The following is a 12,902-nucleotide window of genomic DNA, read 5'->3' as shown; positions in this document are numbered from 1 at the left end:
TGGAAATTTAAAATTACAAAAAGAAAACACCGACATTCAAACTGAAAAAGTAAAAAGTGGTGGTGGATTAGTAAAATAGAAAATTTGAGTTATTTATTTTAAAACCCTTTCAGATTTTGAATTGCTGAAAGGGTTTTTTATAAGATTGAAATAAATTACTTAAATTTGAAAAAATAAATTTCTGATGATTACATCAATTGACCAATTAGATTTAGATAAAACGTATTCTTATGCGGATTATTTAACTTGGAAATTTCAAGAAAGACTAGAACTCATTAAAGGTAAAATTTCTAAAATGAGTCCAGCGCCAAACACCTTTCATCAAAAAGTTGCAGCAAATCTTCACGGAATTATGTATACTAATTTCAAGAAACATTCTTGTAATTTATTTTTTGCACCTTTTGATGTTCGTCTTTTAGATAAAAAAAAATCAACAGAAGATAAAGATATTTACACAGTTGTTCAACCTGATTTGTGTGTAGTATGTGATGAGAAAAAATTAGATGAAAAAGGTGCAATTGGTGCGCCAGACTTAGTGATTGAAATTCTTTCGCCAGGAAATTCTAAAAAAGAAATGAAATATAAATATGATTTATATGAAGAAGCCAAAGTTTTAGAATATTGGATTGTAAATCCAGCAGACAGAACTATTTTTATTTTTATTTTAAAAGAGGATAAATTCGTAGGTCAACATCCATTAATCGAAGAAGATATTATTAATAGTCCGTTATTTCCTGAACTTGACTTTGTTTTGGAGGATATTTTTAGGTAAATTGAAGCTCACAAATATAAAAAATAAAGCTCAAAAACATACGTTAATGAGCTTTATTTGACTTTTTAGTGAGCTACAAATTATTTATGAAGCAATTTCTAATCGTTTCAATAAATTTTTATTCAGCGTATCTTGTGTGTATTCTCTATCAATATGCAATTCTTTTTCGTCTGAACTTGGTAAATCGTACATGGCATCTGTTAGAATTGCTTCGCATAACGAACGTAATCCACGTGCACCAAGTTTGTATTCTAAAGCTTTGTCTACAATAAAATCTAACGCTTCGTTGTCAATGGTAAATTTAACATCATCCATTAAAAACAGCTTTTGATATTGTTTTATCAAGGCATTTTTAGGTTGTGTTAAAATCGCTCTCAACGTTTCTCTGTCTAATGGATCCATGTGAGTTAACACTGGTAAACGACCTATAATTTCTGGAATTAATCCAAAATCTTTAATGTCTTTTGGAATAATATATTGTAATAAATTTTCTTTATCAATATTATCTGCATTTTTAGAAACGCTGTATCCAATTGCTTGACGGTTTAATCTTTTAGAAATTACTTTTTCAATTCCATCAAAAGCACCTCCGGCAATAAACAAAATATTTTGAGTATTTACCTCAACAAATTTTTGGTCTGGATGCTTTCTTCCTCCTTTTGGCGGAACATTTACAACTGTACCTTCCAATAATTTTAATAATGCTTGTTGTACTCCTTCGCCAGAAACATCTCTAGTTATTGACGGATTATCGCTTTTACGTGCAATTTTATCAATTTCATCTATAAAAACTATGCCTCTTTCGGCTTTGGTAACATCATAATCTGCTGCTTGAAGCAAACGTGTAAGTATACTTTCTACATCTTCACCAACGTAACCTGCTTCTGTTAAAACAGTTGCGTCTACAATTGCAAGCGGAACATCTAACATTTTTGCAATAGTTTTTGCAACCAATGTTTTTCCTGTTCCTGTTTGACCAACCATAATAATATTAGATTTTTCTATCTCTACATCATCATTTTCGTCTTGTTGCATTAATCTTTTATAGTGATTGTAAACTGCAACCGACATTACTTTTTTAGTTTGATCTTGTCCAATAACATATTGGTCTAAAAAAGCTCTAATTTCTTTTGGCTTGCGCAAAATTAAATCAGATACATTTTTAAGATTGGTACTGCTAGATTTTAATTCTTCTAGAACAATTCCGTGCGCTTGCTCAATACATTTATCGCAAATGTGTGAATCAATTCCTGCAATTAACAGATTGGTTTCTGGTTTTTTTCTTCCGCAGAAGGAACATTCTAATTTTTCTTTTGCCATTTTTTTTAGTTGGAAGATGGAAGATGGAAGATGGAAGTTGAAAAAACTCCCAACTTCCATCTTCTAGCTTCCAGCTTATTATCTTCTTAAAACTTCATCAATCATTCCGTATTCTTTGGCTTCATCGGCAATCATCCAATAATCGCGTTCTGAATCTTTGTGAACTTTGTCAAATGTTTGACCAGAATGTTGTGAAATTATTTTATATAATTCGTCTTTTAGTTTTAACATTTCGCGTAAATTAATTTCCATATCTGTTGCAACGCCTTGTGCACCACCAGAAGGTTGGTGAATCATTACTCGAGAATGTGGCAAAGCCGAACGTTTACCTGGCGCACCAGCACAAAGTAAAACTGCACCCATTGATGCTGCCATTCCTGTACAGATTGTTGCTACATCTGGTTTTATGTATTGCATTGTGTCGTAAATTCCTAATCCTGCGTAAACACTTCCGCCTGGTGAATTAAGATAAATTTGAATGTCTTTAGAGGCATCTGCGCTTTCTAAAAATAATAATTGTGCTTGTACAATGTTAGCAATTTGATCGTCTATTCCTGTGCCAAGAAAGATAATTCTGTCCATCATTAATCTTGAAAAAACATCTAGTTGTGAAACATTTAATTGACGTTCTTCTATAATATATGGTGTCATATTGGTTGGTGTCATTGCGCCAACTATTTTGTCATAATACATTGCATTTACACCTTGATGTTTAGTTGCAAATTTTTTAAATTCTTTTCCGTAGTTCATTTTAAATTTTATTTTAAAAGTTTATGTGATTTTAAAGTTTAAAGTTGTTGGATTAAAACTTATACTTTTTATTTAATCAAAGGTTGTACCTTTTTATAAATGTGTCATTTTGTCGTAATTGCTAGCCCAGATAAAAGTGAAAAGCTTGTTGCTGTTGAAGACCAATTTTTGTTGTTTTAAAAAAGCGACCAACGGAAGCTCTTTTTAAAACGTACAAAAATGGTTTGAAACGGCAACAACTTTAAACGTATAGCTGGATTGGCTTCTTAAAAAAATAATTAATATTAAAAGCATCTCGACTGCGCTCGATGTGACAAAATTTTAATTGGAATCTGAAATAAAATCATTAGACTCTGAAATAAAGTCATTAGACTCTGAAATTAAGTCATTAGACTCTGAAATTAATTCAGAGTATACAAATTGAGCGTCAAAAATAAACATTATTGATGCTCAAATATACTAATTATTTTATAAATTATTCGTTGTACATTGCTGCTACAAATTGTTCGTAGGTAACTTCTTTAATTGATGGATTTGCTTTTTCTACAAATAATTTTAACATTTTGTCGGCTACAACTTGCTCTGACATTCTTTTTACTTCGTCTTGGTTAGACAAAACTCTTGCTACGATTGATTCTACCTCAGCATCTGTTGGATTGGTTTGCCCATATTGTAACATTTGTTGACGAATTGAAGCTGCTGTGAACGCTTTTAAATCTTCGAAATTTACTTGTATGTTGCTTTGCGCTAATGCTTTTCCTTCTATTAATTGAAAACGCAATCCTTTTTCTGAACGCGAATATTCTACTTCGGCTTCGGCTGGAGATAATTTTTTATCTCCAACAGTTTGCAACCATTTTACAAGAAATTCTTTTGGCAAATCGAATTTATGATTTTCTATTAATGTGTCTTGAACGTCGGCCATTAATTTTTGTTCTGCTTGTTGTGCAAATTGTTTTTCGGCATCTTCTTTTATCTTGGCTTTCATTTCTTCTAAGGATGAAATTGTTCCTGCGCCAAAAAGTTTATCAAACAATTCTTGGTTTAAAGTTGCTGGTTCGTGTGCTACAACTTCGTCTATTGTAAAAGTAACTTCTACGTCTAAATCGTGCACGTTATCGTGAGGAACGCTAAGGTAATCCATTAATTTATGTGCGTCGTGAAACAAACCTTTAGTGTGTAAAACTATTGCGTCGCCAACTTTTTTACCTAGAAATGATTTTGCTACATTTTCATCTGCAAATTCATCTAAATCTACTGTTGTACGATTGTTTATTCCAGCAATTTCATTTACAAATGTTCCTGAAACATCATTTCCTTGAGCAACTATTTGCTGTGAAATTACGTTGCCATATTGTTTTTGAATTCTTGCTACTTGACCATTTAACATAGTGTCATCTGCAATTATTTTATATTTTACGATGTCACTTTTTGCATCAAGATTGATTTCAAATTCTGGAACCAAACCAATTTCAAACTCAAAAGTAAGTTCTTCATCGTTCCAATTGAATGCTTCATTGATTTTAGGAAGTGGAGTTCCAAGCAGGTTTAATCTTTCTGACTGAATATATCTTTGCAAAGCTAATTCTACAACTTTGTTTACTTCTTCAATTTTTAATGCTTTTCCGTATTGTTTTTCTACTAAGTCTTTTGGAACTGCGCCTTTACGAAATCCTTTTACAGTCGCCAATGGCATTTTTTCGTTAATTCTTTTTGCAACTTGACCTTTGTAATCCATTTGAGGAACAGTCATTACAATTACTTCATTTACAGCATTAATTGCTACTCTTTTAATATCCATTTTGGTACTATTTTACATTATAAAATTGGGTTGCAAAATTATAACATTTTTGCAACCCAACCAAGTTTTATTTTTGATAAAATTTTAAAGGAATTTATTTACTTTCGCCAATAAATTTATACATTATAGATTGCGACAATGATAGAATTATGCTAAAAAAAAGTGCTGTCCAAAAAGAATTTACGCTAAAACCATCTACTAGTTTATCGCAAAGCAAAATTATTAATGCATTTATTACAAGTAAAAACAATCCTAGAGTTATTACTGTAACTGGTAAAGTTAAAATTACTAGAACTGGTTTTACAAAAAGATTGAGCAATCCTAAAACTACAGCTACAATTATAGCATCCCAAACATCTGCAACTTGAACGCCTTTCATTAAGTAAGAAATTAAAACTACTAGTAAAGATGTAATTAAAATTCGTGTAATTAGTTTCATATATTTAATTTAAAATTTAAAATTAAGCATTTATTTCAAGAATTGTGCCGTTATCTCAAAAAACATTTTAGGATTTTCTGCATGCAACCAATGTCCTGCATTTGTAATAGTTTCTAATATATAATTTGGAAAATGAAATTTTATATTCTCTAAATCTGAATCTAAAATATAGTTAGAATTTCCTCCTCGAATAAATAATGTAGGTTTATCAAAATGATTTTCATTTGGTAAGGCAACTCCAATTTCATTTATTTTTTTATTAAAAACTTCTAGATTAAATCTAAATGCGAGTTGATTAGATTCTTTCCAAAATAAATTTTTCATTAAAAATTGACGTGTACCAAAATCTGGAATGTATGGAAAAAGAGTTTCCTCTACTTCTACTCGACTTGGTTTTTTTGAAAAATCTACAGCATTTAATCCATCTAAAATATCTTGGTGATGTGGTGCGTAATATTTTGGACCAATGTCTGCAATTATTAATTTTTTAACTATTTCTGTATGTTCTGTTGCAAAAAGCATTGCTACTTTTCCACCCATTGAATGTCCTATTATGGAAACAGAATTTAAATTATTTTCTTTGCAATAATCAAAAACATCTTGACTCATTAAATTATAAGTAAAATCATCTGAATGAAAACTTTTTCCGTGATTTCTCAAATCTAAACTGTGTACTTGAAAACCTATTTGCGCATATTGTGTTGCAAGTGATTTCCAATTGTCTGATGTTCCTAAAAATCCAGGAATTATTAGTAATGGTTTTCCTGTTCCTTCTATTCTTGAGTGTAGCATTTTATTTTTTTTACACGAATTTCACGAATTTTCACTAATTCTTTGCTCATAATTATTTCACTAATATAATTTGACTCTAAAATATCTTAATTTAATTATTAGTGAAATCTTAACAGACATAAATTAGTGGTATTAGTATTAACGCTTATTTTTTTACACGAATTTCACTAATTTTCACTAATTCTGTGTTAATAATTATTTCACTAATGTAATTTGACACTAAAATATTGTAGTTTAATTATTAGTGAAATCTTGACAGACATAAATTCGTGAAAATTGGTGTAATTCGTGTTAACTTTTTTATTTCAATTTATTCAAATACATATTTACAACATTATCAAAACCAAGATATAAAGCTTCTGTAATTAAGGCATGACCAATAGAAACTTCTAATAAATTTGGGATATTTTCTTTAAAAAATTTTATATTATCCAAGCTCAAATCGTGACCTGCGTTTATCCCTAAATTTAATTCGTTGGCTAAAACTGATGCTTTTACATACGTTTCAATTCCGTTTATATTTCCTAGATTGTATTGATGAGCAAACTCTTCTGTATACAATTCTATTCTTTCTGTACCTATTTTTTTTGCACCTTCAATCATTTCTAAAACTGGATCTACAAATATTGATGTACGAATTCCGTTTCGTTGAAATTCTTGAATAACCTCAGTTAAATAAGATTGATTTTTAATTGTATCCCAACCAGCAGTTGATGTTATTGCACCAATTGCATCTGGAACCAAAGTTACTTGAGTTGGTTTACATTCTAAAACTAAATCTACAAAATTATGTTGCGGATTTCCTTCAATATTATATTCCATATAAACAACACTTTTTAAATCTCTGGCGTCTTGGTATCTAATATGGCGTTCGTCTGGTCTTGGATGAATGGTAATTCCTTGAGCACCAAATTTTTGTAAATCGGAAGCAACTTGCAGTAAATTTGGAACATTTCCGCCACGAGCATTTCTTAAAGTTGCTATTTTATTGATGTTTATGCTTAATTTTGTCATAATTGATCATTGCGAGGAAAGAAGCAATCTTACCTCTGTTATTATTTTCTACAAAAATACAAAGTTAAAATAAGGTTTTATGTTCTAAAATTTGATTATTTTGCAACAAATTTGCTACCTTATATATATGACAGAAATTAACGATTATATAAATAACGATTACAAAGCCATAGAAAGCTCTGAAACTATAGAAATTGTTCAAGATTTTTTTAGTGATGTTCCATACTCTCATTTTCCTGTAATTGAAGAAGGAATTTATATTGGAAGCATTGCATCTGACGATATTGAAACGTTTGATTTAGATAAAAAAATTAAAGATTATCGATATACACTTGAAGGATTTTTTGCAAGAAAAGATATGATTTGGCTAGATGTTTTGGAAGTTTTTGCTAAAAATCATTCTAATGTTGTGCCAATTCTTGATGATGCAAACAGCTATGTTGGTTATTATGAACTAGAAGATATTGTAAAATTCTTTCACGAAACGCCGTTTTTAAAAGAACAAGGTGGAATAATTGTAATTAAAACTTCGTTGTTAGATTTTTCTATGAGTCAAATTGCTCAAATTGTAGAAAGCAATAACGGAAAATTATTAGGATTATTTGTTTCAGATTCTGATGCCGTTTCCGTTCAAGTAACTGTAAAAATTGCACTTGGCGGATTAAATGAAATAATTCAAACGTTTAGAAGATACAACTATGAAATAATTTCTGAACATAATGAAGATAATTATTTGAACAATTTAAAAGAACGATCAGAATATTTAGATAAGTATTTGAATATTTAGAGATGGAAGTTTGGAAGTTTGGAAGACGGAAGATGGAAGAAAAAAAACATAAATTATAGAATTTGATTATGAAAATAGCCATTTTTGGACAATATTATCAAAACGATACGCGACCAATTATTCGTGATATATTTGTGTTTTTTAATGCTAATAATGTAGAATTAGTTATTGAAGAAAAATTTTTAAAAATTTTATACGATGAAGAAATTGTAAAAAAAGAATATAAAACTTTTTCTACACATTTAGATTTAGATGCTAGTTTTGACATTCTTGTAAGTATTGGTGGCGATGGAACTATTTTACGTGCAGCAACTTATGTTAGAAACTCTGGAATTCCAATTCTTGGTGTAAACGCAGGAAGATTAGGTTTTCTTGCCAAAGTACAAAAAGAAAACATTGAAACTTTTTTACAAATAGTTCTAGAAAAAAAATATACACTCTCTAAACGTACTTTATTAAGTTTAGATTGTTCACCAAAAAATTCTGAAATTAAAGATTTGAATTTTGCAATGAATGAAATTACTGTTAGCAGAAAAGACACCACTTCTATGATAACAATAGAAACTTATTTAAACAATGAATATTTAAATTCGTATTGGGCAGATGGTTTAATAATTTCTACACCAACAGGTTCTACAGGATATTCTTTAAGTTGTGGCGGACCAGTTTTAACTCCAGATGTAAAAAGTTTAGTAATTACGCCAATTGCACCACACAATTTAAACGCAAGACCATTAGTAATTCCTGATGATACAACTATAAAATTAAAAATTTCTGGACGTGAAGAAAATTACCTTGTTTCTTTAGATTCTAGAATAACATCTGTTAGTAATAATTCTATTTTAACCATAAAAAAGACTCCTTTCAAAATAAATATGGTAGAAATTCCAGAAGAAACTTTCTTAAAAACCTTAAGAAACAAACTACTTTGGGGCGAAGACAAACGAAATTAAAAACCTTATTTTTATACTACATTCTCAACTTTTTCGTTAAGTAAATATCTAATGTTTTATATTAGAAAATGTACTATTTAATCATTGCAAATCTAATTTTCTATAAATAGTAATTAAGTGTATTTTAAGTACTATTAATTGTTATATTTGCACGCTATTTTTCAATTAATGAGAAAGATTTTTTTATTTATTTTTATCATCACAATTTCAAAATTAAATGCTCAAATTCACGAAATTGGAGTTTTTCTTGGTGGTAGTAATTATATAGGTGAAATTGGTAAAACCAATTATATTAACCCTAACGAACCAGCGTTTGGTGTTTTATATAAATGGAATAAAAGTCCCAGACACGCTTATAGATTTTCATACATGCAAAGTAAAATTACTGCCAACGACTTAGATTCTAAAGTTGGTGGTAGAAAACAAAGAGCATTAAATTTTGAAAATAATTTAAAAGAATTATCAGCAGGATTAGAATTTAATTTTTTCGATTTTAATTTGCACGATTTTGAAAGAAAAATAACGCCATATGTGTTTACTGGAATGACATTTACAATATATGACGGATTGTTTTACAGCAATGGCGGAGCTAAATTTGATTCCAATCATACAACTATTGGAATACCAATGATTGTTGGTATTAAATCTAATATTACTCCAAATTTAATATTAGGATTAGAAGCTGGAGCAAGATATACTTTTGCAGATGATATTGATGGAAGTAATCCCACCAATGAAAATCTAAAAGTAGCACAATTTGGAAATTTAGACAGTAAAGATTGGTATGTTTTTACTGGATTTACATTAACTTATACCTTTGGCGAAAAACCTTGTTATTGCGCTGATTAGAAATTATGAATTTATTAGAATCAATACACTTAGATAATTTACCCAAACATGTTGCCATTATTATGGATGGCAATGGTCGTTGGGCAAAACAAAAAGGATTATTAAGAGCATTTGGTCATGAAAACGGCACAAAATCGGTAAGAACTACAGTAGAATCTTGTGCAAAACTAGGAATAGAAAATCTAACACTTTACGCCTTTTCTACCGAAAACTGGAACAGACCAAAACTAGAAGTTGATACTTTAATGAAATTACTAGTTCATTCGTTAAAAAATGAATTAAAAACACTTCAAGAAAACAACATTAAATTAAATTCAATAGGCAATTTAGACCAATTACCTAAAAGTATTCAAAAAGAGCTTAATGAAGTAATTTCACTTACTAAAGATAATTCTAAAATGGTATTAACCCTTGCCTTGAGCTATGGATCAAGAGAAGAGATGATAAATGCTATAAAAAACATTAGTGAGAAAGTTAAAAATAATATAATTTCAATAGACACTATTGATGAATCAATTATTAATGAGCATCTTTACACGCACAATTTGCCAGAAGTAGACTTATTAATTAGAACTAGCGGCGAACATCGAATAAGTAATTTCTTATTATGGCAAATTGCCTACGCAGAATTATTTTTTACAGATGTTTTATGGCCCGATTTTACAGAAGAACATTTATATGAAGCCATTATTAGCTATCAAAAAAGAGAACGAAGATTTGGAAAAACAAGTGAACAAATTAAAAAATAAATACGTGTTGAACAATTTTATCAAAGCATTTTTTATACTTATATGTGTAGGAAATGCTTTCCAATTAAATGCCCAAGAAAGAATGCCTTTTGAACAAGGTACAAAATATATTTTAGCCGACGTTGATGTAACAGGAAAAATTAGTTTTAATAAACAAACTGTAGTAACTTTTGCTGGACTTGAAAAAGGTCAAGAAATTGTTATTCCAGGAGAAGAAATAAGTAATGCTATTAAAAAACTTGGTAAACTTGGACTTTTTAGTGATATAGATTTTTATGTAAATAAAATTGTTGGCGATAGTATATATTTAGAATTAAATATTGTAGAACTCCCAAAACTTAATGAAGTAAAATTTAATGGTATAAAAAAAGGTAAAGTAGAAGAATTAATTAAAGAAAACTCGCTTACCAAAGGTAAAATTGTAAATGAAAACTTAATTACAACTACCAAAAATTATTTAGAAAATAAATATAAAAAAGACGGTTACTTCAACACCAAAGTTGCAATAAGAACAGTTGCAGACACTACTTCTGGAAACAATGTTAATATGGTTGTAAATATTGACAAAGGAGAAAAAATAAAAATAGATAGAATAGTATTTGTTGGCAATGAAAAATTTTCTGATAAAAAACTTAGAAAATTTATGAGAAGTACCAAGCAGATAAATCCGATAAGAATATTAAAACCATCTAAATTTATTAAAAGTAAATATAATGATGATTTAGCTAAGATTATCGATAAGTACAAAGAGAAAGGACATAGAGATGCAAGAATAGTTTCTGATTCGGTATTTTTAGATAAAAAAAAGAATAAATTAGCCATAAACATTAAAGTAGAAGAAGGTAGAAAATACTATTTTGGAGATATAAAATTCTTGGGAAACACTGTGTTTTCTAATCAGCTTTTAAATGCATATTTAGGAATTAAAAAAGGTGATGTATATAATGGTGTACTTTTAGAAAAAAGAATTGCAGATAAAACTAAACCAGACGGAGAAGATATTACCAATTTATATCAAAATACTGGATACTTATTTTCTAATGTAAATCCGGTTGAAGTAAAAACAGAAAACGATTCTATCGATTTTGAAATTAGAATAACCGAAGGTCCAATTGCCTATTTTAATAAAATTACTGTAGTTGGAAATGATAAAACTAACGACAAAGTAATATACAGAGAACTTAGAACAAAACCAGGAGAAAAATATTCTAAGGAAGATTTAGTAAGAACAGTTAGAGAAATTGGTCAATTAGGATTTTTTGATCCAGAAGCAATTGAACCAAAATTTAAAAATGTTGATCCAACTGCTGGAACTGTAGATATAGAATATAATTTAGTAGAAAAAGGGTCAAGCCAAATAGAACTTCAAGGTGGTTATGGTGGAGGAGGTTTTATTGGAACTTTAGGATTATCCTTTAATAATTTTTCTGCAAGAAATATGTTTAAAGGTAGTGCATACAAACCTTTACCAATGGGTGACGGTCAAAAAGTTGCGCTTCGTTTACAAGCAAGTTCATTTTTTCAAACCTATAGTTTGTCTTTTTCAGAACCTTGGTTTGGTGGTAAAAAACCTGTAAGTTTCTCCTCATCAATATCTCAGAGTAAGCAATTTTTATATACAGGTTCGTCAAGTAGTGTAGATAAGAGTAGAAGTTTTAATATTACTTCATTATCTGTTGGAATTGCAAAAAGACTTACTGTTCCAGATGATTATTTTGTACTTTCAAATGCTGTAAGTTTTCAATATTATGATTTGAATAATTACAATACAGGTTTATTTACTTTTGGAGATGGTTCCTCTAGAAACTTAGCGTTTAATGTTGGAATTTCTAGAAATAATAAAGCAATCAATCCAGTTTTCCCAACTAAAGGTTCTGAAATTAGTTTATCAACTAAATTCACTCTTCCTTATTCTTTGTTTAATGGAATTGATTATGCAAATTTAAAAAATCTTGAAGAGTATAAATTACGATTTAGAGCTGGAGCTGGAATTACAACCACTGCAAATTCTGATGGACAATTAGTAAGCGAAGGCGATTATATAAGTGCAACAGAAGCAAATCCGAATGTATTTGAAAAAGTAAATAGTTTTGCTGAAGCTGATGCAGATCAAGGAAAAATAGATCAAAAACGTTTTGATTGGTTAGAATATTATAAAGTAAAATTTAAAGCCGATTGGTATACCACAATTTATGGCGATTTAGTTCTTAAAACGTTAGGAGAATTTGGATATCTTGGAAATTACAATAAAGACAGAGGAAATGTTCCATTTGAACGATTTTATGTTGGTGGAGATGGTTTAGCCAATTTTGCACTTGATGGAAGAGAAGTTGTGCAACTTAGAGGTTATCCTAATCAATCTTTATCATCTGTAGATGGTGGAACTATTTATAATAAATTCTCGTTAGAACTTCGTTATCCTATAACTTTAAAAGCAGCAGCATCAATTTATGCATTATCATTTTTAGAAGCTGGAGCATCGTATAACAATTTTAAGCAATATAATCCGTTTGCATTACAACGATCTGCCGGTTTTGGTATTAGAATATTTATGCCAGCATTTGGTTTACTAGGAATTGACTTTGCTCATGGTTTTGATCCTGTTCCTGGTGATGTTGTAAAAAGTGGATGGCAAACACATTTTATAATTGGTCAACAATTTTAGTATATTTGTTT

At 29.4% G+C, this 12,902-nt stretch carries 12 protein-coding genes; 6 read left to right on the top strand and 6 right to left on the bottom strand.

Annotated elements, in window-relative coordinates; genetic code table 11:
- Positions 1-184: 184 nt before the first annotated feature.
- The gene (locus ACH2BC_RS04920; protein ID WP_395052871.1) at positions 185-772 is read left to right on the top strand and encodes a Uma2 family endonuclease; all 588 of its coding nucleotides are present in this window, start codon (positions 185-187) and stop codon (positions 770-772) included.
- A gap of 84 nt (positions 773-856) precedes the next feature.
- Here the strand turns inward: ACH2BC_RS04920 and clpX are convergent, their stop codons facing one another.
- The 6 genes from clpX to ACH2BC_RS04890 form a co-directional block, all read right to left on the bottom strand.
- The gene (clpX, locus tag ACH2BC_RS04915) at positions 857-2,092 is read right to left on the bottom strand and encodes an ATP-dependent Clp protease ATP-binding subunit ClpX (RefSeq protein ID WP_395052870.1); all 1,236 of its coding nucleotides are present in this window, start codon (positions 2,090-2,092) and stop codon (positions 857-859) included.
- A gap of 78 nt (positions 2,093-2,170) precedes the next feature.
- A complete protein-coding gene (gene clpP, locus ACH2BC_RS04910) occupies positions 2,171-2,842 on the bottom strand; it encodes an ATP-dependent Clp endopeptidase proteolytic subunit ClpP (protein ID WP_395052869.1) in 672 nt (223 codons plus the stop codon).
- 475 nt (positions 2,843-3,317) lie between these two features.
- Entirely contained in the window at positions 3,318-4,643 is a 1,326-nt protein-coding gene (locus ACH2BC_RS04905; protein WP_395052868.1) for a trigger factor, read from the bottom strand.
- 94 nt (positions 4,644-4,737) lie between these two features.
- Positions 4,738-5,082, bottom strand: coding sequence for a phage holin family protein (locus tag ACH2BC_RS04900; RefSeq protein WP_395052867.1), 345 nt, complete (start codon positions 5,080-5,082; stop codon positions 4,738-4,740).
- A 30-nt stretch (positions 5,083-5,112) separates the two neighbouring features.
- Entirely contained in the window at positions 5,113-5,874 is a 762-nt protein-coding gene (locus tag ACH2BC_RS04895) for an alpha/beta fold hydrolase (protein ID WP_395052866.1), read from the bottom strand.
- Positions 5,875-6,174: 300 nt separating this feature from the next.
- Complete coding sequence (locus ACH2BC_RS04890; protein WP_395052865.1) at positions 6,175-6,888, bottom strand: pyridoxine 5'-phosphate synthase; 714 nt, start codon at positions 6,886-6,888, stop codon at positions 6,175-6,177.
- Positions 6,889-7,015: 127 nt separating this feature from the next.
- On the opposite strand from ACH2BC_RS04890, the gene ACH2BC_RS04885 reads away from it, so the two are divergent.
- The 5 genes from ACH2BC_RS04885 (at position 7,016) to bamA (ending at position 12,891) form a co-directional block, all read left to right on the top strand.
- Complete coding sequence (locus ACH2BC_RS04885; protein WP_395052864.1) at positions 7,016-7,675, top strand: CBS domain-containing protein; 660 nt, start codon at positions 7,016-7,018, stop codon at positions 7,673-7,675.
- 68 nt (positions 7,676-7,743) lie between these two features.
- Positions 7,744-8,628, top strand: a complete 885-nt coding sequence (locus ACH2BC_RS04880; protein WP_395052863.1) for an NAD kinase — start codon at positions 7,744-7,746, stop codon at positions 8,626-8,628.
- Positions 8,629-8,796: 168 nt separating this feature from the next.
- Entirely contained in the window at positions 8,797-9,477 is a 681-nt protein-coding gene (locus ACH2BC_RS04875; RefSeq protein WP_395052862.1) for a DUF6089 family protein, read from the top strand.
- Positions 9,478-9,482: 5 nt separating this feature from the next.
- Entirely contained in the window at positions 9,483-10,226 is a 744-nt protein-coding gene (locus ACH2BC_RS04870) for an isoprenyl transferase (protein WP_395052861.1), read from the top strand.
- Positions 10,156-12,891: an outer membrane protein assembly factor BamA gene (gene bamA, locus ACH2BC_RS04865; protein WP_395052860.1), complete on the top strand. Its 2,736-nt coding sequence runs from the start codon at positions 10,156-10,158 to the stop codon at positions 12,889-12,891. Before ACH2BC_RS04870 ends, bamA begins: the two co-directional genes overlap by 71 nt.
- The last annotated feature ends 11 nt before the right edge of the window (positions 12,892-12,902 follow it).

Origin of the sequence: Flavobacterium sp., assembly GCF_043760115.1 — a bacterium.
Classification (GTDB): domain Bacteria; phylum Bacteroidota; class Bacteroidia; order Flavobacteriales; family Flavobacteriaceae; genus Flavobacterium.
This window is presented reverse-complemented; position numbering and strand designations above follow the sequence as displayed.

Excerpts from the sequence above, each read along its gene's own strand:
- ACH2BC_RS04920 (WP_395052871.1), top strand. The coding sequence starts at position 185 with ATGATTACATCAATTGACCAATTAGATTTAGATAAAACGTATTCTTAT.
- clpX (WP_395052870.1), bottom strand. The coding sequence starts at position 2,092 with ATGGCAAAAGAAAAATTAGAATGTTCCTTCTGCGGAAGAAAAAAACCA.
- clpP (WP_395052869.1), bottom strand. The coding sequence starts at position 2,842 with ATGAACTACGGAAAAGAATTTAAAAAATTTGCAACTAAACATCAAGGT.
- ACH2BC_RS04905 (WP_395052868.1), bottom strand. The coding sequence starts at position 4,643 with ATGGATATTAAAAGAGTAGCAATTAATGCTGTAAATGAAGTAATTGTA.
- ACH2BC_RS04900 (WP_395052867.1), bottom strand. The coding sequence starts at position 5,082 with ATGAAACTAATTACACGAATTTTAATTACATCTTTACTAGTAGTTTTA.
- ACH2BC_RS04895 (WP_395052866.1), bottom strand. The coding sequence starts at position 5,874 with ATGCTACACTCAAGAATAGAAGGAACAGGAAAACCATTACTAATAATT.
- ACH2BC_RS04890 (WP_395052865.1), bottom strand. The coding sequence starts at position 6,888 with ATGACAAAATTAAGCATAAACATCAATAAAATAGCAACTTTAAGAAAT.
- ACH2BC_RS04885 (WP_395052864.1), top strand. The coding sequence starts at position 7,016 with ATGACAGAAATTAACGATTATATAAATAACGATTACAAAGCCATAGAA.
- ACH2BC_RS04880 (WP_395052863.1), top strand. The coding sequence starts at position 7,744 with ATGAAAATAGCCATTTTTGGACAATATTATCAAAACGATACGCGACCA.
- ACH2BC_RS04875 (WP_395052862.1), top strand. The coding sequence starts at position 8,797 with ATGAGAAAGATTTTTTTATTTATTTTTATCATCACAATTTCAAAATTA.
- ACH2BC_RS04870 (WP_395052861.1), top strand. The coding sequence starts at position 9,483 with ATGAATTTATTAGAATCAATACACTTAGATAATTTACCCAAACATGTT.
- bamA (WP_395052860.1), top strand. The coding sequence starts at position 10,156 with ATGAAGCCATTATTAGCTATCAAAAAAGAGAACGAAGATTTGGAAAAA.